The following is a 21,354-nucleotide window of genomic DNA, read 5'->3' as shown; positions in this document are numbered from 1 at the left end:
CTGAAACGCTCAAATCGCAAAACGCTTTAGCGCATAGGAAAACCGAGTATGCAGGCAGGCAGTATTCTCGTCGCCGATGACGACGCCGCCATCCGGACGGTGCTCAATCAGGCCCTGTCCCGCGCCGGCTATGAGGTGCGCTCGACCGGGAACGCCACCACGCTGTGGCGCTGGGTCAGCCAGGGCGAGGGGGATCTGGTCATCACCGACGTGGTGATGCCGGACGAGAACGCCTTCGACATGCTGCCGCGCATCAAGAAGGTGCGGCCGGAACTGCCCGTCGTGGTGATGAGCGCCCAGAACACGCTGATGACGGCGATCCGGGCCTCCGAGAAGGGGGCCTATGACTACCTGCCCAAGCCTTTCGACCTGAAGGAGCTGATCGCCATCGTCGGCCGTGCTCTCAGCGAGCCTCGCGGCAAGCCGGCGCCGCGCTCGGGTGAGGAAGCCGAGAGCATGCCGCTGGTCGGCCGTTCGGCCGCGATGCAGGAGATCTATCGCGTCCTCGCTCGCCTGATGCAGACGGACCTGACCGTGATGATCTCCGGTGAGTCCGGCACGGGCAAGGAGCTGGTAGCCCGGGCCCTGCATGACTATGGCAAGCGCCGCAGCGGCGCCTTCGTTGCCATCAACATGGCGGCGATCCCGCGCGACCTGATCGAATCCGAATTGTTCGGCCATGAGAAGGGGGCGTTCACCGGCGCCAATGCCCGTTCCGTCGGGCGGTTTGAGCAGGCCGAGGGCGGTACGCTGTTCCTCGACGAGATCGGCGACATGCCGATGGAGGCACAGACGCGCCTGCTGCGCGTCCTGCAGCAGGGCGAATACACCACGGTGGGGGGGCGCACGCCGATCAAGACCGATGTGCGCATCGTCGCCGCCACCAACAAGGACCTGCGCATCCTGATCCAGCAGGGCCTGTTCCGCGAAGATCTGTTCTTCCGTCTCAATGTCGTGCCGCTGCGCCTGCCGCCGCTGCGAGAGCGGGCGGAGGACGTGCCGGATCTCGCCCGCCATTTCTTCAAGATGGTCGAGCGGGAGGGCTTGCCGGCCAAGCATCTGGATTCTTCAGCCGTCGAGCGCCTCAAGCGCCATCGCTGGCCGGGCAATGTGCGCGAGCTCGAAAATCTGGTGCGCCGGCTTTGTGCTCTCTACCCGCAGGAGACACTGACGGCCGCGATCATCGAGCAGGAATTGGCGACCTCCGAGACTATGCCGCTGGAGGCGGAGAGCTCGGTCGACGAAACCCTGTCGGCCTCGGTCGAGCGCCATATGACGCGTTATTTCAGCAAGTTCGGCGACGACCTGCCGCCTCCCGGTCTCTATCACCGGGTTCTGCGCGACATCGAGGAACCGCTGATCGGCGCGGCGCTCGCGGCGACGCGCGGCAACCAGATCAAGGCGGCCGAACTTCTCGGCGTCAACAGAAACACATTGCGCAAGAAGATCCGCGACCTCGATATCCAGGTCATCCGCGCCATCCGCTGAGGCGCGGTGCGGGGATCAATTCGGCGATTGCGGGAAGAAAAGCTTGCGTCGCTTGGACTTCATGCGATCGGGATCGAAATTCTCGCCGACCCATCCGTCGGTCGGGTCGAGGAAGATGGCCTGTGTTCCCTCGCTCCCCTTGAGTGCGAGCTGGTTGGCGACATTGCGGAAGTAGAAGTGCCGGAAGATGCGGTCGAACTCCGTCATGTAGATGTCGGCGACGCGCGTCTCCCCGCGGATGAGCAGCATGTTCTCGTCATTGTTGACGAGGGAGTTCCTGGAAAAGTTCGCTGAACCGCTGATGACCAGAGGATCGTCCGACAGCGGGTCGACCAGCAGGATCTTGGTGTGGATGTAGAAGACATTACCTTCATAGCGGTAATGGCCTTCCTCCAGGAACCACCTGTCGAGTTTCCAGCCGGGAACCTTGGCGCGTAGCGTCATCTTGCCGAGGGCGGCACCATTGGCGATCTGCAGGTCCGGGTCGCTGCCCAACAATTTCTCCGCCTTGGTGTCGAGCGGCTTCTCGAGCAGGATGTAGCGCAGGAAGTCGACGTCCTCGGTAAAGGCCTTGGCCAGGGTGGCATTGACGCCGAAGGCGGCCGTGAACATCACGGTTTGCCGCGCTGCGCGGATGCGGTCGGCATACCAGGCGAGCAGGCTGTCATCCGGGCGCGGGCTGAACAGCGGGGTGATCGTGCCTGGCGGAACCTCGCCTTGGGGCGCGGCGTTTTCGGCGCCAACCCATTGACGCAGCGGTTTCCATTCGGTGTCGTCAGCAAGCTTTTCCCAATAGGAGAGATAATGGGCGGCAAGCGCCTCATCCCGCACGAGATGGCCGACATTGCTCTGCCCTAGAAAACCGGAGGCTGTGAAGTTGGTCGAACCGGTCCATAGGGCGACGCGGGCCGGATCGTCCGACAGGCGCAGGATGAACTTGTTGTGCGGAATGTCGTTACGGCGGGTGCGCGGCAGCAGGATCGTCTTGGGCAAGCCGGCAGCCTTGATGGCTGCGGCGTTGGCCTTGGTGGCCTCAGTATCCCGGCGTTCGCCCTTCACGGTTTCCTGGCCGGCCTCATAGACGATGGCGACATCGACCTTGCGCTCATGCGCCGCAGCCAGGGCTTTCAGCACTGGCGGATAGCTGAATTCATAGGCTGCGATGCGCAGGCTTTCTCCCGGACGGGCATCGGCGATGAAATCGAGAATGGCCTCGAGCAGACCGCGCGAGAGCCATTGAGTGGTACGATCATGGCTGTCATCGGGATCGGCCGGACCCTGGTTGCCGAATTTCTCGGCGAAGGCCTGGCTCGCGATGGCACCACGATTGAAGTAGACGGCATGCTTGCCGCTATCCTCGCTCTCGGTCGTGACCTTGATCTCGACATCGTTGCCATAGCGTAGGTTCTTGGGCGTGCCGTAGACGGGCCGGATCAGGAAGCCATAGGGACGACCGGGCTTGGCTGTGTAGTCGCTCCACAAGAAGCTCTGGATCGGATGTTCGAGCGTGGAGTATTTCTGCCCCGGACGCGGTTCGGGAACCACATCTCGGAACAGCTTGGTGCCGCTCAGCCAATAGGACTGATCTTCGGTGACATCGGTGCGCTTGATGGCAAAGCCGAGCAGCCCCCGGCGGGCCTCGGCAGTGGCGTCGAGCGCCAGCAGTACCACATGGCTGCCTGCGATGGCCCGAAGCGCAAAATCACCATTCGTTGTTTCCGCTCGCATGCTTGCTTCTCCCGCTTCATGCGTCGATCGTGGAACCCGTGCGGATAAAATAGAGCATGGGCGTTCGACCGTTGCGTGACATCGGGAACGCGACAAATCCGCTATCGTTCGGCTCCGCTGCTCCCTACATTCGGCTACCCGGATATGGGATGCAGGCATGAACGCAATCAGGGCCTCGGTGCGAGCCTATGAAAACTGGCTGAGGGATGAGATCGGAGCCGATTTCGTCGAGGCGGACCTGGAAGAAAAACACCGCAAGATGCGTGGCAGCGCCTTCGCCTTTCTGCGTGCGACCTATTGGCGTTGGGCCGAGACGATCCTGGAGATCTGCCCGGAGCTCGCCGACGCGCCGGAAGTTCTGGCAATCGGCGACACCCATCTGGAGAATTTCGGCACCTGGCGCGATAGCGAAGGGCGCCTGATCTGGGGCGCCAACGATTTCGACGATGCCGCTTTCATGCCCTATGTGCTCGACCTCGTGCGGCTTGCCGCCAGTGCGTTGCTGGCGCGGGCCAGTGGCGACCCACCGGCAGCGGAGATCTGCCGGGCGGTTGCGGCCGGCTATGCCGCCGGGCTGGCCACTCCCGCTCCGGTGGTGCTCGAGCGTGATCATAAGTGGCTGCGCAAGGCAGTGCTGTTGCCGGAATCGGAGCGCAAGGCGTTCTGGAGCAAGTTCGACATCAAGACGGGAAAATCCATCAAGCCCGTCTACGAGGAGAGGCTGCGGGCCGCGATGCCCGATCCGCAGGGCGCATATCATTTTTTCCCCAGACGGGCGGGCACCGGCAGTCTCGGCCGGGCGCGCTTCATGGCCTGCGGCGAATGGCGGGGCGGGCCGGTGCTGCGCGAGGCCAAGAGGTTGACCATCTCGGCCTGGTCCCTGCGCTTCGATCCCGGGGCCAAAGCGATCCTGGCCGAGACGATCGCGACCGGGCGCTGCCGGGCAGCGGACCCACATTACGGGGTGAAGGATGCCATCCTCGTGCGGCGCTTGTCTCCCAACAGCCGCAAGCTGGAAGTGAAAACGGCGATCGACGCGTTCCTGTCGCCTCGGATGCTCGCACTGATGGGGCAGGAAATCGCCAACTGCCATGCCGATGATCCGGATCGGCTGTCGCTGCTGCAGCAGGATTTGCGCAAGCGCAGGAAAGACTAGCTCTGCAACGCCGCGAGGGCAGCGGCCGCGGCCATGATCGGCGAGCAGGAGGCATTCGCCTGACGCGTTGATTGGCCGGCTTCGTCAATTTCGCCTTGATTCTGTTACAATTCGGCAACAGTGTTGCATGAATCACTCAGCCGGGAATCGTCCGGGCTGACCGGGTCGACAACGGGGCGAGGACGGCGTTCGAATGGCAGTTGCAGACAACGCCCAGCAGACGGTGCCAGACGTCGCCAGCATGCCGGCACGGCGCCTCGGCCTGCTCGGTTTCGGTCTGGTCATTCTTTCGGTCGCCTCGGCCATCGGCACCTTCTTCGTGCTTGTCGACGTCGAACCGGTTTCACTGCTGCTCAAGAGCACGGTCTCCGATCTGCGCTTCTATCTGGGCATCGATAGCGTCGCCCAGGCGCCCAACACCGATATCGCCTACAGCAACGCCATCGATGCGCTGTTCATCGTCAACGCCTCCTTCATCGTGGCATTGCTGGTGCTGCTGGCGGTCGAGGCCGGCAATCTGATCGTCGCAAGGCGTCGCGGGCAGGCCGGCGCCGCGTTGCATATGCGGGTGATCGGGTTGTTCTCCGTCGTCTCCGCCGTGCCGGTATTGCTGCTGGCCACGGTGGCGATCATCTCGCTCGACCGCGGCCTCGACAATCTGTTTTCGACACGCGTCAGCAACATCGTCAATACGTCGGTTGCCGTCGCCAATTCCTATCAGGACGAGCAGGCCCTGCAATTGCGGTTTGCTGGCCTGTCGATGGCTGCCGACCTCAACAAATATTCACCGCTCTATGCTGCCGACAGGTCGCAATATCAGCGCCTGTTCGACATGCTCGCCGTGAATTACGGCCTGTCCAGCGCCATGATCCTGACGCGGGACGGCCAGGTGACCGACCAGTCCTACGTTCCCGGGAGCCTGCCCTTCTTCCTGCCGGCCAAGCTTTTTCCGGCCCTTGCCGCCGCGGACCAGCAACCGGCCGTGCGCATCGACCCCGGTACGCAGAACGTCACGGGCCAGATCATCAAGCTGGCCGCCTATACCGATCGCTATCTCTTCATCGTCCGGCCCTTCGACCCGAAGATCGCCGAATATATCCGCCAGACCGGCGAAGATTCGGCGCGCTTCGAGAATCTGAAGGCATCGCGCTTCCCAACCCAGGTCAATTTCGCGCTGCTCTATGCCATCATCGCCCTCAACATGCTGCTGGCGGCGATCTGGATCGGCTTGTCCTTCGCCAATCGCCTGGTCGAGCCGATCCGGCGCCTGATCAGTGCGGCCGACCAGGTCGGCAGCGGCAATCTCAACGTGCATGTACCGGTGGAGCGGCGCTCGGGCGACCTTGGTAAGCTCGGCGACACCTTCAACAACATGACGGACACGCTGCGCACCCAGCGCAACGACCTGCTCGGAGCCAACGACCTGCTCGACAGCCGCCGGCGCTTCATCGAGGCGGTGCTTTCCGGCGTTTCGACCGGCGTGATCGGCATCGACGACGAAGGCAAGATCACGGTGGTCAACCCGCTCGCCAGCACCTGGATAAAATCGCGCCAGTCCCCCGTCGGCCGGCCCCTGGCCGAGGTGATGCCGGAATTGTCGACCTATCTCGCCGATGCGCTCGGCACGCGTTCGCGGTTGGTGCAGGGTCAGATCACCATCAATCGCGACGGGCGCGAGCGCAATCTCACCGTGCGCGTCACCTCCGAGCAGTCGACCATGCGCGAGCACGGCTATGTGGTGACGCTGGACGACATCACCGAACTCGTGGTGGCGCAGCGCAGTTCCGCCTGGGCGGATGTCGCCCGCCGCATCGCCCATGAGATCAAGAATCCGCTGACGCCGATCCAGCTTTCGGCTGAACGCATCCGGCGCAAATATGGCAAGGTCATCGTCGAGGACCGCGAGGTCTTCGACCAGTGCACCGACACCATCGTGCGCCAGGTCGACGACATCAAGCGCATGGTCGACGAGTTCTCCTCCTTCGCCCGCATGCCCAAACCCTCGATCGAGAGCGAGGATTTCGGCGAGATGGTGAAGCAGGTCGTGTTCATGATGCGCATCGGCTACCCCGACATTACCTTCACCTATCAGCCGCCACCCGAACCCATCATCGCCCGTTTCGATCGGCGCCTGCTCTCCCAGGCGGTCACCAATATCGTCAAGAATGCCACCGAGGCGATCGCTGGCCGTCCCGAGGACAGGCCGGGACCGGGCACCGTCGAGGTGCGCGCGCTGCGCAAGGGAACCGATATCGCCGTGGAGGTTATCGACAACGGCATCGGCCTGCCCAAGGAAAATCGCCAGAAGCTGCTGGAACCCTATGTCACCACGCGCGAGAAGGGCACCGGCCTCGGCCTGGCCATCGTCGGCAAGATCATGGAGGAGCATGGTGGCGGCATCGAACTGCTCGACGCGCCTGATGTGGCCAACGGTGGCCATGGCGCCATGATGCGCCTGTGGTTTCCGGCGGAGGCGCCGGCCAGCAACGAGGCCGCGCAATGATGGCGACATCCGATTTCATCAGGGCGAAGGCCCATTCTTCCAGCGCGATCGCAAGGCATTTGCGAGCGGCACACCCGGCCTTGTGCAGGGCGGTGGCGCTGAATTCACCTCATGCAAGCAGGAACTAGACGATGGCGACCGACATTCTGATCGTTGACGATGAGGCCGATATCCGAGAGCTTGTTGCCGGCATCCTCGAGGACGAAGGTCACGGCACGCGAACGGCAAAGGACGCAGACGATGCCTTGGCGACCGTCGCCCAGCGCCGGCCGCATCTCATCTTTCTCGATATCTGGATGCAGGGATCGCGCCTCGACGGGCTCCAGCTCCTGGAGGTCCTGAAGGCCGAGCATCCCGACGTTCCGGTGGTGATGATTTCGGGCCATGGCAATATCGAAACCGCCGTGGCCGCCATCAAGATCGGCGCCTATGACTTCATCGAGAAGCCGTTCAAGGCGGACAGGCTGGTGCTGGTGGCCGAACGCTCCTTGGAAACGTCGCGCCTGCGCCGCGAGGTCAACCAGTTGCGTCAGATCTCGGGCAGCGCCTCCAAGATGATCGGGCGTTCCTCGGCCATGAACCAGCTCCGGCAGGTGATCGAGAAGACGGCGCCGACCAACAGCCGCATCCTGATTGCGGGGCCGCCCGGATCGGGCAAGGAATTGGCTGCGCGCACCATCCACCAGGCCTCGCAGCGGGCCGAAGGACCTTTCGTGGTGCTCAATTCGGCCTCGATCCTGCCGGAAACCATGGAAACCGAATTGTTCGGCGTCGAAGGCGGCGATGGCCGCGCCCGCAAGGTCGGTGCTTTCGAGGAGGCCCATGGCGGAACGCTGTTTTTCGACGAGGTCGCGGATTTGCCGCGCGAAACGCAGGGCAAGATCCTGCGGGTGCTGATCGACCAGAATTTCTCCCGCGTCGGTGGTGCCACCAAGGTACATGTCGACGTGCGCATCATCACCTCGACCTCGCGTGACCTGACCGAGGAAGTGGCCGACGGCCGCTTCCGCGAGGATCTGCTGCACCGCCTCTCTGTGGTGCCGATCCGCGTGCCCGGCCTGTCCGAGCGCCGCGAGGATATCCCGGAACTCGTCGACTATTTCCAGGGCCAGATCGCGCAGGCGACTGGTTTGCCGCGCCGCGTGGTCGGCCCCGATGCCATGGCGGTGCTGCAGTCGCATGAATGGCCCGGCAATGTCCGCCAGCTGCGCAACAATATCGAGCGGCTGATGATCCTGGTGGGGGGCGATGCCGATGCGACCATCACCGCCGAAATGCTGCCGCCGGAGATCGGTGCGCTGATGCCGACGCGCCCGAACGGGCAGGGGGGCGAGCAGTTGATGGGCCTGCAATTGCGCGATGCCCGCGAATTGTTCGAGCGCGAATATCTGATCGCACAGATCAATCGTTTCGGCGGCAACATTTCCCGCACCGCCGAGTTCGTCGGCATGGAGCGTTCGGCCTTGCATCGCAAACTCAAATCGCTTGGCGTGGGGGCGTAGACGGGCATGGATCGCCGGTTCACGTCACGCGGCTGCCGATGAATTCGGCGGCCGGGTGACGACGGCAGCCCTCAGCCTATGCCAGGGTCTTCCAGAGATTCCAGGCGCTGAGCGAGGTGATCAACACGCCGACGATGATGAGCAAAACGCGCGTCGGCAGTTTCTTGACCAGCAGGGCTGCGAAGGGCGCGGCAAACAATCCGCCGAAGATCAGGCCGGCGATCGTCGTCCAGTGCGTGAAGCCGCCAAGCAGTGCGAAGGAGAAGCCGCTGGCGATGGCGAGGAAGAACTCGGCGGCGTTGACGGAACCGATCGTCGTGCGCGGGTCGTGACCGGTGCCCAGCAGCGAGGTGGTGACCACCGGTCCCCAGCCACCACCGCCGACGGCATCGACGAAACCGCCTGTGACGGCAAGCGGGGCGACGAAAGTCGGCGGTTCGGTGCGGACATGGATGGCCCGGAAGGCCTTGCTGACGATGTAGAGGCCCAACAGCAGCAGATAGGCCGATATCCACGGTTTCAGCAGATCGCCATCGATGGCGGTGACGAGATAGGCTCCGATCACCGCGCCGATGACGCCGGGAATGAGCAGGCGCGCAAACAGCTTGCCGTTCACATTGCCCAGTTTCCAATGCGAGAGGCCGGAAAAGCCGGTGGTGAAGATCTCGGCGATGTGAACCGAGGCCGAAGCCGCGGCCGGCGGCACGCCCGTGGAGAGCAGGAAGGTCGTGGAGGTCACGCCATAGGCCATGCCGAGAGCGCCATCGACGATCTGGGCCAGCAGCCCGACGGCAACGGCCGTCCAGAAGCCGCGTGAAATCAATCCAGAACCGATTTCGGCAGGCGCGGCGTTCCAGTCGATGGGGGCGTACCAAAGCCCTGCCGCGATAGTCGCGGCAACCAGGGGTGGGACGACAATGAAAGCAATTCGTATCAAACGATGTCGTCTGCTGAGTGCAATGGGTGGAATATCGGAAGTGGACATGGTGGGCTCAAACGGTTGGAATGGTCAAGAATGCAGGCCGGAACGCTCGTCCTTCTAGCGACAGCGCTCACGCGCTCGGCTTGCGGCGCCAAACTCGTCGTGATGGTTCATCGCGGCCATGGAGGCTCCAATGGCAATGGGCTGAGGCCGATGGTTTGTGCTCAACTCATGGATGTCAATATTTTTCTATAAAATTTATAGAAATTATATGTTTATAAGCCGTTCCGGTGAAATGCGGCTGTTCTGCTCCGACGGGCGATGGCGCCAACCTGAGCCGACATCGCGATATGGGAGCTGCCTGTGTCAGGGGGAAATCATTCTCGCAGGAATGCTGAGATTTGCCGACTTACTACTTATTCATCCGTGCTTGGTGCCGGGTGTTGGCGATCTCGGGGAAGCAGCATATCTGTAAAGCGTCCGGCAATGCGACGCTTAGCTCGGCATTAAGCAAAAATCATCTTGCTCCCCAAATAGAAGTCTCTACAAAAAGTATAAATATCCTTGGGGCCAAGGCATGCAGGGGCAGGCAGTTGCAGGGCCAGGTAGACCAGGCGTCCAGCCGGGGGGGCAGACGCGCCATGTCGATATCTGGCTGATCAAGGCTACGCGATATGACGATGACGGCTATCCTATCCGCTGGATAAGGTCGGCCATTCCGTCGAACTCGCTTGCCTGCGTGTGGGCCCTGGTGGAAGACGCCATCTCCCGGCAAGTCTTCGGTCCCGACGTCGAAGCGCGGGTGCACGCCATCGACGAGACCAATACCCGGGTGGACATTCCTGCCATTCTGGCAAGCCATCAGGGCGAGGGTGCGCGGGCCATCGTCATGCTGGTCGGTGTGCAGACCAACCAATATCCGCGGGCGATGGATATTGCGCGTCCGCTGCGTGCCGCCGGCGTGCCGGTCTGCATTGGCGGTTTCCATGTCTCGGGCTGCGTCGCCATGCTCGGCGAGGATGCCGAGGAACTCGCTCTGGCTCGGGAGCTCGGTGTCAGCCAGTTCGCCGGCGAGGCCGAGCCCGACCGCCTCGACGTCGTGCTGTGCGATGCCTTGGCCGGCACCCTGAAGCCACTCTATAATCATTTGAAGGACCAGCCCGGCCTGCAGAATGTGCCGGTGCCGCTGCTGCCAGGACCGATCGTGCGGCGCTCCTTTACCCATTGGTCGAGCTTCGACCTCGGCCGGGGCTGCCCGTTCGAATGCTCCTTCTGCACCATCATCAACGTCCAGGGGCGCAAGAGCCGCTTCCGCACGGCGGACGAGTTGGAGGCCATCCTCCGGCTGAACGCCGCGGAGGGCGTGAGCAAGTTCTTCGTGACCGACGACAATTTTGCTCGCAACCGCAATTGGGAGGCCTATTGCGACCGGCTGATCGAGCTGCGTGAGCGCGAAGGGCTGGAAGCCCGGCTGCTGATCCAGGTCGACACCATGGCCCATCGTATTCCCGGCTTCATCGACAAGGTGGTGCGGGCCGGCGTGCGGCTGATCTTCATCGGGCTCGAGAACATCAATCCCGACAATCTGGAGGCGGCCAAGAAACGCCAGAACCGCATCGAGGAATATCGCGAGATGGTGCTGGCGTGGAAGCGCCATCCTGTGGTGATCAGCTGCGGCTACATCATCGGCTTTCCTGCCGACACACGGGAATCGATCCTGCGCGACGTCGATCTCATCAAGCGGGAACTCGCCATCGACGTGCTCTACTTCAACATTCTGACGCCTCTGCCCGGCAGCGAGGATCACAAGCGCATGAAGGAAGCCGGGGTATGGATGGACCCGGACTTCAACAAATATGATCTGAATCATCGCGTCACCCATCATCCCAAGATGAGCGACGCCGAGCTTGATGCCGTCTTCCACGAAGCCAGCCGCCGCTATTACGATTTCGAGCATATGGAGCGGGTGTTCAAGCGCCGGGTGCAGCTCAAGAATGGCATGCGGCTGACCACGCTCTACAATCTGATTGCCTATCGCGAAGGGCCACGGCGGGAAGGCGTCGCCTTCGCGGAGTTCGGCCTCGGGCGCGTCATCGACCGCCGGGAGCGGCGCTACGGGCTGCCGATCGAAAACCCGCTGCGCTTCTATGCCCGTTATGCTTGGCGCTTTGCGCGCACGATGGGCGCCTATGCCTATACCTATGGCCGGCTGCGCCTGAGCGTGGCCAAGGCCTGGCGGGCATGGGGGCGCCAGGATGAGTTCCCCTATGCCGACGAGGCCATCGCCGCCGTCGATGAACGCTTGGACCCGCTGGTCCAGGAAACCGCCGATCGCAGCACGCCCTATGCCAAGAAGCGCCAGGAAAATCGGCTGAAGTCGCGCCTCCAGGACGGCCTGCAGCCCGAACCCGGCCTGAGTGGTGAAGCCGTCGGCCCATAGCGCTGCCTCCGTTGCGAAGGCAGGCCGATGATGGGCCTTGAGTGAACGGCTTAGGCTGGTTCGGCCTTGGCCGGCTCGTGCAGGCGCGACAGGCTGGCGATCAGGCTGCGATCATGCAGCGCCACGAAGCGCTCCTTCGAATTCAGCCATTTTGCAGCCTCCTCGATCGAGGCGGCCTCCGCGATCTTGGCTTGCGCCATGACGCGATCCTGCTCGAAACGCCCGCGCTCCCGGGAAGCCGAGGTCGGCAGCATGGTCTCGTGCAGGGCTCGGAAGCCGGCATCCTTGTAGACGACCTCGATGGCGTCGCTGTCGTCCTCTCCGACGGCGGCGAGCTCCGTGCTGAGGGCGTTGGCCCGCGTCGCCACTTCCGGCGGGTGGGTCTCCTCGGGCGTCGCCAGAATGCCGTGGCGGCGCAACCACAGGCCGAGCGCGAGCTGGCCGGATGCCCAGGAGAGCGGAATGGCAAGGAGGAGGCCGAGGATGGTCGGCGACATCCAGGTAAACAGATAGGGCGAGATCACATAGGCGGCCACGCCGGCGAAGAGGCCGAGGACAGTGTGCGAGCGATGGCGCTTGACGATGTCGCGGAAGGGGATCGAACCGTCGTCGCGCCGCTGCGGCTTCCAGCCCGAGTCACGCCCGACCAGGATTTCGAACACGGCGCCCGACTGGATCAGCATCATCACCGGGGCGAGCAGGGCCGAGAGAATGATCTCCAGCAGCACCGACAAGGTCAGCCGGATGCCGCCGCCGCTCGCCCGGCGATTGGGGCCGTCGAGCAGCATGATGATCAGGCCAAAGAGCTTCGGCGCCAGCAGGATGCCCATGGTGCCGCCGAACAGTGCCAAGGCGAGTTCGGCGTTGAACACTGGCCAGGTCGGGAACAGCGAGAATTCATCGGTGAAATATTCGCGCCGGATGAAATGGGCCTGCAGCGCGATGGTCAGACCGACCAGGAGCTGGAGCAGCCAGAGCGGGCTGGCCAGATAGGAGAAGATGCCGTTGGCAAAGTGCTGGCGCGTGCAGGGATGAAAACCCTTGGAACCGATCACGCGGGCATGCTGCAGATTACCCTGGCACCAGCGCCGGTCACGTGCCGACAGGTCGATCAGCGAGGGCGGGCTCTCCTCATAGGAGCCCGTGATGTCGTTGAGCATGTAGACGGCGTAGCCGGCACGGCGGATCAGCGCCGCCTCGACGAAATCGTGGCTGAGGATGTGGCCGCCGAAGGGCGGCCGGCCGGACAGATCCGGCATGCCGCAATGCGCCGCGAAGGCCTTGGTGCGGATGATGGCGTTATGGCCCCAGTAATTGCCGTCATGGCCCATCCACAGCGACAGGCCTTCGGCGATCACCGGACCATAGACGCGTGCGGCGAATTGCTGGATGCGCGCGAACAGGGTGTTGCGGTTGATGATCAGCGGCAACGTCTGGATGATGCCGGCATCGGGGTCGCGCTCCATGGCGGCAGCAAGTTGTACGACGGAGGAGCCCGTCATCAGGCTGTCGGCGTCGAGCACCAGCATATGGTCGTAGGAGCCGCCCCAGCGCGTGACCCAGTTGGCGATGTTGCCCGCCTTGCGGTTCGTGTTGCGCTGGCGATGGTGGTACCAGAGCTGGATGTCGGGTCCCAGGCGTTTGCGCATCGCCAGGAAGGCACGTTCCTCGGCGATCCACACATTCGGGTCGGTGGTGTCGGAGACGAAGAAATAGTCGAAGGCGCGGCCGAGCCCTGTCTGCTCCACCGATTCGATGATGGCCTGCATCGCGCCGAAAACCCGGCTCGGCGCCTCGTTGTAGATCGGCATGAGCACGGCGGTGCGGGTGCTCAATTGCTGCGGCAGCGGCTGGGTGCTGCGCCGGTGGAAGAGCAGATAAACGAAGCCGGCGACGCCCGCCGTGAAGGCGAGGGCGATCCAGGAGAAGTTCAGCACGAACAGGCAGACCAGGGCCCATTCGAGGAAGGTGACGCCGCCGACTTCGACGACCTTGTACATTTCCCAGGCGCCGAAAGCGGTGAGCACAAGCATGCCGCCGAAAACGAACAGCCGGATGAGCCAGGAGCCGTGATGCAGGGCCGGATGGATCCAGGAGCGGCGTTCCGAGCGCGACCACTTGGTCAGCGACTGCACCGGCATTTCCAGCCGATTCTCATCCGGCATGGCGGGGCGCTGATAGACCCATTCCTGCGACGAGGTAGGGTTTGTGCCGCCGGTGTGTTCCTCTACGGTGTCCATCGATACAGCCATGTCTCACTTACAGGCTTGCCGTCCTTGACCAGCACGGCACGCATTTCCGAATAGGTTTCGCTGCTCGGGTCAAGGCCGAAACTCAGGCGACCGATGCGCCGCTCCGTTTCCAGAGTCAAACTGACGTCGCTCAGCTTGCCGGGATTGACGGTGATCTCCGGCGTGACGCCGTTGAGATTGTCGGCACTGGCGAACAAGTCGCCCTGGAAGTCGATCACGAACAGGCGACGCTTGGAGCCCAGGGCTCCGATGCGCGTTTCGCGCACCAATACCATTGGCGGGCGCTCAGCCGGCGTCCAGCACCAATTGGTGCGATAGGCGAATGAATAGTCCTTGCCCGCCTCGAGGGCATCCTTGGGCCGCCAATAGGTGATGATGTTGTCGTGGATTTCCTGGTCGGTCGGGATCTCCACGAGCTGGATCGAGCCTTCGCCCCAGTCGCCCTTGGGCGTGATCCACACGCTGGGCTGCATTTCGTAGCGATGCCGGCTGTCTTCATAATCGGCCGGATCGCGATTGCGCTGAAGCAGGCCGAAGCCGCGCGGGGTCTTGTCGACAAAGGCCGAAATCTGCAGCGTCTCCGGATTCTGCAGCGGGCGCCAGATCCATTCGCCGCCGCCAGACAGCATCTGCAGGCCGGAAGAACCGTGGACGGCCACGCGTACGTCGTCGACGCCCTTGCGGTCGTTGGAGCCGAACAGATACATCGAATTCAGCGGCGCGATGCCGACATGTTCGATCTTGGCGCGCGGGAAAATCGTGGTTTCGACGTCGATGGTCGTGATCTCGCCCGGGTGCAGCGTCAGGTGGAACGCGCCCGTCGCCGCTTCCGAATCGAGCAAGGCGTGCACCACCAGATTCTCGGCATTCTGGGGCGGACGCTCGATCCAGAAAGCGCGGAAGGCGGGAAACTCCTCGCCGCTGGATTCGCCGGTATTGATCGCCAGACCGCGCGCCGCCGCGCCATAGACCTGATTCTTGGCGATGGCGCGGAAATAGCTGGCACCCTGGAAGATGGCGAAATCGTCGAGCCGATTGGGCATGTCGATCGGCGCCTTCAGGCGAAAACCGGAAAAGCCCAGCTTGGAATCGGGCGGCGGCGCAGCGATCTTGCCGAAGTCGAACATCGCCGGCTCATAGGGCACGATGAGGACACGGCCGTCCTCGACGGTGAACAGGTCGACCGGGGTCGCATAGATGAAGCCGCGATGCAGGGGCTCGATCACGAAGCCGCGGTGATCCTGGCTCCAAATGCCCCGGTCGGGCCGGAATCGGATCGAGACATATTGCTCGTAGTCCAGATTCTGCAGGGAAGAGGGCAGCGTGGCGTCCGGTGCCTGATAGGGGGCCTTGGCCAGGTTCCTGGCATAGTCCAGGAGCTTGTCGCGGGAGAAGACCTCGCCTTCCTTCAGGCCGGGGGCGTCGATCGCTGCCCGGGCCCCCTGGGGGGCGGTCAACACACCGGCGGCAATCGAGGCAAATTTCAAGAAGTCGCGTCTGTTCATGGTCTTCTTAACGCGCTTTTGGCAGGCGCAATAGGTGTGGCTGGGCAAGGAACGGCACCACGTCCCTCGGGAGGAAGCGTCGGGTCATCATCGGGGCACCATAGGTGATACGATCGCCGGCAACAACTGGCGGGTGTACTCGCGACATCGTTCCCCGACCATCCCACACCCGGACCGACGGCCTTCAACCGAAGAATCGTGACGACTTCATGATGTAGAGGGAGAGGCTTTCCATTTTCTTGTCACAAGCCGACTCTGTGCCGGGCGGTAAAGGTCGGCATTGGGGCAGGAAGAGGTGGGAAGATCGCAGGGCGCATCGCGCCCGGAAATGCCGGAAAGCCGCCGGGTGCAGCGGTCTCAGCGCTTGTTTCGTTGACTTTGAGGGGGCGTTTCTGCCACTACCGGCCGTGAATTGCGTGGACTGCTCGCTCATGGGCATGTCGGCCGGCCGAATCACGGAGCCGCCGGTGCCTGTAACCGCCGCCCACGCCACCTGACCTGCCTTGAAAGAAGATCATGATCGAAACCACCTTTGACCCCGCCAGCGTCGAGCCGCGCGTGTCCGCGGCCTGGGAAGAGGCACAGGCTTTTCGCGCAGGTCGCCCCGATCGGGCCGGCGCTGCTCCCTATTCGATCGTGATTCCGCCGCCGAACGTCACCGGCTCGCTGCATATGGGCCATGCGCTCAACAATACGCTGCAGGACATCCTCTGCCGCTTCGAGCGCATGCGCGGCAAGGACGTGCTCTGGCAGCCCGGCACCGACCACGCCGGCATCGCCACCCAGATGGTGGTGGAGCGCCAGCTCCAGGAGCGCCAGATCCATCGCCGCGAGATCGGGCGTGAGAAATTCCTCGAGCATGTCTGGGCCTGGAAGGAAGAATCGGGCGGTACCATCGTCAAGCAGCTCAAGCGCCTGGGCGCGTCCTGCGACTGGTCGCGCGAACGCTTTACCATGGATGAAGGCCTGTCCAAGGCGGTGATCGAGATCTTCGTGCGCATGAACGAAGCTGGTCTGATCTATAAGGACAAGCGCCTGGTCAGTTGGGATCCCAAGCTGCTGACCGCGATCTCCGACATCGAAGTCGAGCAGATCGAGATCAATGGCAGCCTGTGGCACTTCGCCTATCCGGTGGTGGACGAGGCGGGGCAGGAGACGGGAGAGACCATTACCGTCGCCACCACGCGTCCGGAAACCATGCTCGGCGACACCGCCGTGGCGGTGCATCCGTCTGACGAACGCTATACCCATCTGGTCGGCAAGAAGGTGCGGCTGCCACTGGTCGGGCGCCTGATTCCGATCGTCGCCGACGAATATTCCGATCCCGAGAAGGGCACGGGCGCGGTAAAGATCACGCCGGCGCACGATTTCAACGATTTCGAGGTCGGCAGGCGGCATAATCTCGAGGTGATCAACATCCTCACGGCCGAAGCGCGTATCAACGACGCCGCGCCCGAAGCCTATCGCGGCCTGGACCGCTTCGAGGCGCGCAAGCGCATCGTTGCCGACATGGAGGCTGCCGGCCGCCTGGTCGAGATCGAGAAGCACAAGCATCAGGTGCCGCATGGCGACCGCTCGGGCGTGCCGATCGAGCCCTGGCTCACCGACCAGTGGTATCTGAACGTGCGGCCGCTCGCCGAGGAGGCACTGGCCGCCGTGCGCCGCGGCCAGACTCGCTTCGTGCCGCAGAACTGGGAGAAGACCTTCTTCGACTGGCTCGAGAACATCCAGCCCTGGTGCGTGTCGCGTCAGCTGTGGTGGGGCCACCAGATCCCGGCCTGGTACGGGCCGGATGGCGGTTACGTCATCGCCCGCAACGAAAAGGAAGCGCGCGCCAAGGCCGATGAGAAGTGGGGTGCCGGCACGGCGATCACGCGTGACGAGGACGTGCTCGACACCTGGTTCTCCTCGGCGCTGTGGCCCTATTCGACCTTCGGCTGGCCGGACAAGACGGCGGAACTCGCCAGATACTACCCGACTTCTGTGGTGGTGACGGGCTTCGACATCATCTTCTTCTGGGTTGCCCGCATGATGATGACGGGCCTGTTCACCCAGAACGACGTGCCCTTCAAGGACGTTTATCTTCACGCCCTCGTCCGCGACGAGAAGGGCGCCAAGATGTCGAAATCCAAGGGCAACGTCATGGACCCCCTGGATATCATCGACGGTGTCGAGCTCGATACCCTCATCGCCAAGCGCACCGGGGCTTTGGCCAACAAGGCCGATGTCGCCCATGTCACCTCGGAGACGCGCAAGACCTATCCGAACGGCATCGAGCGCTATGGTGCCGACGCCTTGCGCTTCTTCCTGGCCGCGATGGCCGCACCCGGCCGAGACATCAAGCTGTCGATCGACCGCGTCAAGGGCTATCGCAATTTCGGTACCAAGCTGTGGAACGCCACGCGCTTTGCCGAGATGAAGGGCTGCGTGCGCGATCCCGGCTTCGACCCGAAATCGGCGAAGATCGCCCTCAACCGTTGGATTGCCGGCGAAGCGGAGAAGGCTGTCGGCGAAATCCAGCGCGCCATCGAGGCCTATCGCTTCAACGATGCCGCCAGCGCGGTCTACCGCTTCATCTGGAACGTGGTGTGTGACTGGTATGTCGAGCTCGCCAAGCCGATCATCGAGGGCGAGGACGAGGCCGCACGGGCCGAGACGCGGGCCATGGTCGCCTTCATCCTCGACCAGTCGACGCTCTTGCTGCATCCCTTCATGCCCTTCATGACCGAGGAGCTCTGGTCGGTGACGGCAGGACCGGTTCCACGCAGCCAGATGGCGGCCCTGACCGCTTGGCCGGACCTTGGCGGTTTGCTCGACGCAGCGGCGGATGAGGAAATCGGCTGGTTGGTCGATCTGGTCACCGAGATCCGCTCGATCCGTACCGAGGTCGGCGTGCCCGGCGGCGCGCAGGTGCCGCTGGTGATGGTGAATGCGTCCCCGGCCATCGAGGCACGCGTCGCCGCCCATGGCGAAACGCTCAAGCGCCTGGCCCGCATCAGCGAGATCGACTTTGCGCCATCGGCCCCGAAGGGCTCGGTGCAGATCATCGCCCGCGGCGCGGTGGCGGCCCTGGCCCTGGAAGGCGTTGTCGATATCGAGGCCGAGAAGGCGCGCCTGAAGAAGGAGACCGACAAGATCGACGGCGAGATCGCCAAGATCAACGCCAAGCTCGGCAATCCCGACTTCATCGCCCGGGCCAAGGAAGAGGTGATCGAGGAAAACCGCGAGCGCCTCGAAGAAGCCACGGCCCGCCGCGCCAAGCTGCAGGACGCCCTGGCCGGCCTGTAATCGATCCGATGTGCCGATCTCCGGATCGGCACATCCTGGCTGCATTGCGCCTATCGGCCGATCATGGCGATCGGCCGTTCGTCCCCGACACGCGGGCCAGAAAGGCCTTCGAGCGTTCCGAGCGCGGTGCCGTGAAGAAGGTCTCGGGCGGCGCCTCCTCGACCACGAGGCCGTCATCCATCATCACCACTCGATCGGCGACCTCGCGGGCAAAGCCCATTTCATGGGTGACGACAACCATGGTCATGCCGTCGCGGGCGAGTTCCTTCATGACTTCCAGCACCTCGCCGACCATTTCGGGATCGAGTGCGCTGGTCGGTTCGTCGAACAGCATCAATGTCGGCTTCATCGCCAGGGCCCGGGCGATGGCCACGCGCTGCTGCTGGCCGCCCGAGAGCTGGGCGGGATAGGCATCCGCCTTGTCCTTGAGGCCCACCCGGGCCAGCAGCGCCGCTGCTTCGCGGCGGGCCGTCGCCGGGTCGATGCCCAGCACCTGCGTCGGGGCTTCGATGATGTTGCCGAGCGCACTCAGATGCGGGAACAGGTTGAAGCGCTGGAAGACCATCCCGATGTCCCGGCGCTGCCGGGCGATGTTGCGCTCGCTGTCCTCGACGAGGCGGCCCTTCCTCTCGCGATAGCCGATGAGATGGCCGTTCACGCGGATGCGGCCGTTCTGGATCTTCTCCAGATGGTTGATGCAGCGCACGAAGGTGGTCTTGCCCGACCCGGAGGCGCCGACGATGACGACGACTTCGCCGCGCCGGACGTTGAGCGAGACGCCCTTGAGCACCTGCATCGAGCCGAACCATTTCTCGACGCCCTCGGCCTCGACGGTCCATTGCATGTCTGCGGTGCTCATGGGCTGGTTCCGAACAGGCTGGTCAGAAGCCGGCCGCGCGGCGCCTTGCTGCGGGTCTCGGCAAAGGGCGTGCTGAAGCGGGCCTCGATGGTGCGCTGGAGGAAGCCCCACAGGGTGGTGAGCGAGAGATAATAGAGCGCGACCACCGAATAGAGCTCGAAGACACGGAAGGTTGCCGACGTCACCATCTGGGTGGCCAGCAGGAGTTCGGGTACGCCGATGACGCTCAGCAGCGTCGTGCTCTTCAGCATGCCGTTGAAGTTGTTGCCGAGGGGCGGAATGATGACCCTCGCGGCCTGGGGCAGGATGATGCGCCGCAGGAGCTTGACGGGTGTCATCCCGAGCGACTTGGCTGCCTCCGTCTGCCCCCGGTCGATCGAGGTGATGCCGGCGCGGATGATCTCGCCCATATAGGCCGCCTCATTCAGGCTGAGGGCGATGATGCCGGCCTGGACATTGCCCGGCAGGATCATGAAGCCGAGATCGATGTCATGGAAGCGCAGGATGCCGGCAGCGGCGAGCGCGGTGTAGATGAACACGATCTGCACCAGCAGCGGCGTGCCGCGCATCACCCAGACATAGAAGGAGGAGAGAGCCCGCAGGACCCGCCAGGACGATAGCCGGCCCAGGGCCACGAACAGGCCGAGGGTGGTGCCGATGATCTGAGCGACGATGCTGATGCTGAGCGTCAGCCAGAGGCCGTGCAGATAGATGCTGGAGGGTTCGAGCAGGTAGTGGAAGAAGAAGGCCCAGTTGAAGTTCATGGCAAGACCTCACAAGGCGTCGCGTTCGATACCCCAGCTTTCCAGGATCTTCCGGTAGGTGCCATCCTTGCGGATGGCCTCGAGCGCCGCGGCGAAGGCCTTCTGCAGGTCGATGTCTTCCTTGCGGAAAGCGGCGCCGATGACGGCCTGGGCGAAAGGCGGGCCTCCCAGTTCGAAGAGGTCCGGGGCTTGCTTGAAATAGTAACCGGCCGTCTTGATCGTGGTGCCATAGGCATCGACCTGTCCGATGCGCAGGGCCTGGAAGGCATCGGTATCCTTGGGAAACACCACGACCTGGGCCTGTGCCTTGCCCTCGCCCGCGAGCTTCTTGTTTTCCTCATCGACAAGGGACTGGATGGTCGTGCCGTTCTCGACGGCAACCTTCTTGTCGGAGAGATCGGCAAGCCCGGTGATATGGCTCGCATTGCCTTTCAGGACGACAAGTGACTGGCTGGAGGCGAGATAGTCAACGAAATCGACGACCTCGCGGCGCTTGGGCTTGTCATAGAGCTCGGACATGATCACGTCGCACTGCCTGGCGATCAGGGCGGGAATGATGCCGTCGAACTGCACCTGCTTCCATTCCGCGCTGACGCCCAGCTGCTTGGCAATGGCATTGCCGAGCTCGATCTCGGCTCCGGTCAACGAGCCGTCATCCTTGTAGAAGGACAGTGGCGGCGAGCCGATATCGGCGCAGATCACCATCTTCCTGGCGTCGGCAATGGCGGCCGGCGGCTGGACGGATTGTGCCCGGGTTGTGGTGGCGATGCTCACTGCCACAAGGGCGATCGATAGGAAAGCAGGCCCTGGGCGAAGACGAGGCAGTACGGCACGGAATGCGCGCATGGTGGTGCTCCGGATGGCTCGTTCCTGGTCCCAGTATGGAACCAATATTATTATTGATACCGATATTGGGGCACAACATTGGCATGCCAGCAAGAAGAATC

General features: G+C 63.3%; 12 protein-coding genes and 1 pseudogene. 6 read left to right on the top strand and 7 right to left on the bottom strand.

What is annotated here, in order from left to right:
* The first annotated feature begins 48 nt into the window (after positions 1–48).
* Positions 49–1,488, top strand: coding sequence for a nitrogen regulation protein NR(I) (ntrC, locus tag QM672_RS06180; RefSeq protein WP_311934802.1), 1,440 nt, complete (start codon positions 49–51; stop codon positions 1,486–1,488).
* A gap of 15 nt (positions 1,489–1,503) precedes the next feature.
* On the opposite strand, the gene QM672_RS06175 is transcribed toward ntrC, so the two are convergent.
* Positions 1,504–3,216, bottom strand: coding sequence for a phospholipase D-like domain-containing protein (locus tag QM672_RS06175; protein ID WP_367622809.1), 1,713 nt, complete (start codon positions 3,214–3,216; stop codon positions 1,504–1,506).
* Positions 3,217–3,373: 157 nt separating this feature from the next.
* Here QM672_RS06175 and QM672_RS06170 point away from each other — a divergent pair.
* The 3 genes and pseudogenes from QM672_RS06170 to QM672_RS06160 all read left to right on the top strand — a co-directional run bounded on the left by QM672_RS06170 (position 3,374) and on the right by QM672_RS06160 (position 8,377).
* A pseudogene (locus tag QM672_RS06170) lies at positions 3,374–4,435 on the top strand (DUF2252 family protein).
* Between the two features lie 130 nt (positions 4,436–4,565).
* Complete coding sequence (locus QM672_RS06165) at positions 4,566–6,875, top strand: ATP-binding protein (RefSeq protein ID WP_415081305.1); 2,310 nt, start codon at positions 4,566–4,568, stop codon at positions 6,873–6,875.
* Between the two features lie 131 nt (positions 6,876–7,006).
* The gene (locus QM672_RS06160) at positions 7,007–8,377 is read left to right on the top strand and encodes a sigma-54-dependent transcriptional regulator (RefSeq protein ID WP_068297137.1); all 1,371 of its coding nucleotides are present in this window, start codon (positions 7,007–7,009) and stop codon (positions 8,375–8,377) included.
* A gap of 76 nt (positions 8,378–8,453) precedes the next feature.
* Here the strand turns inward: QM672_RS06160 and QM672_RS06155 are convergent, their stop codons facing one another.
* On the bottom strand, positions 8,454–9,314 hold the full coding sequence (locus QM672_RS06155; protein ID WP_415081302.1) for a sulfite exporter TauE/SafE family protein: 861 nt from the start codon (positions 9,312–9,314) through the stop codon (positions 8,454–8,456).
* Between the two features lie 562 nt (positions 9,315–9,876).
* On the opposite strand from QM672_RS06155, the gene QM672_RS06150 reads away from it, so the two are divergent.
* On the top strand, positions 9,877–11,739 hold the full coding sequence (locus QM672_RS06150) for a B12-binding domain-containing radical SAM protein (protein ID WP_415081300.1): 1,863 nt from the start codon (positions 9,877–9,879) through the stop codon (positions 11,737–11,739).
* Between the two features lie 50 nt (positions 11,740–11,789).
* Here QM672_RS06150 and mdoH read toward each other — a convergent pair whose 3' ends face one another.
* Positions 11,790–13,991, bottom strand: coding sequence for a glucans biosynthesis glucosyltransferase MdoH (gene mdoH, locus QM672_RS06145; RefSeq protein ID WP_156771769.1), 2,202 nt, complete (start codon positions 13,989–13,991; stop codon positions 11,790–11,792).
* Positions 13,967–15,496 (bottom strand): glucan biosynthesis protein, encoded by a 1,530-nt coding sequence (locus QM672_RS06140; protein ID WP_415081297.1) that lies wholly within the window; start codon positions 15,494–15,496, stop codon positions 13,967–13,969. Before QM672_RS06140 ends, mdoH begins: the two co-directional genes overlap by 25 nt.
* A 516-nt stretch (positions 15,497–16,012) precedes the next feature.
* Here QM672_RS06140 and QM672_RS06135 point away from each other — a divergent pair.
* Positions 16,013–18,784, top strand: a complete 2,772-nt coding sequence (locus QM672_RS06135) for a valine--tRNA ligase (protein ID WP_415081295.1) — start codon at positions 16,013–16,015, stop codon at positions 18,782–18,784.
* 61 nt (positions 18,785–18,845) lie between these two features.
* Here QM672_RS06135 and QM672_RS06130 read toward each other — a convergent pair whose 3' ends face one another.
* From QM672_RS06130 to QM672_RS06120, 3 genes are read right to left on the bottom strand one after another with little or no spacing between them, the layout of a single operon-like run.
* Complete coding sequence (locus tag QM672_RS06130; protein ID WP_415081419.1) at positions 18,846–19,628, bottom strand: amino acid ABC transporter ATP-binding protein; 783 nt, start codon at positions 19,626–19,628, stop codon at positions 18,846–18,848.
* Between the two features lie 11 nt (positions 19,629–19,639).
* Positions 19,640–20,407: an amino acid ABC transporter permease gene (locus QM672_RS06125; protein ID WP_415081293.1), complete on the bottom strand. Its 768-nt coding sequence runs from the start codon at positions 20,405–20,407 to the stop codon at positions 19,640–19,642.
* Positions 20,408–20,416: 9 nt separating this feature from the next.
* The gene (locus QM672_RS06120; protein WP_415081291.1) at positions 20,417–21,253 is read right to left on the bottom strand and encodes an ABC transporter substrate-binding protein; all 837 of its coding nucleotides are present in this window, start codon (positions 21,251–21,253) and stop codon (positions 20,417–20,419) included.
* Between the last annotated feature and the right edge of the window lie 101 nt (positions 21,254–21,354).

Origin of the sequence: Labrys sp. (in: a-proteobacteria) (assembly GCF_047605565.1) — a bacterium.
Lineage (GTDB): Bacteria > Pseudomonadota > Alphaproteobacteria > Rhizobiales > Labraceae > Labrys > Labrys neptuniae.
This window is presented reverse-complemented; position numbering and strand designations above follow the sequence as displayed.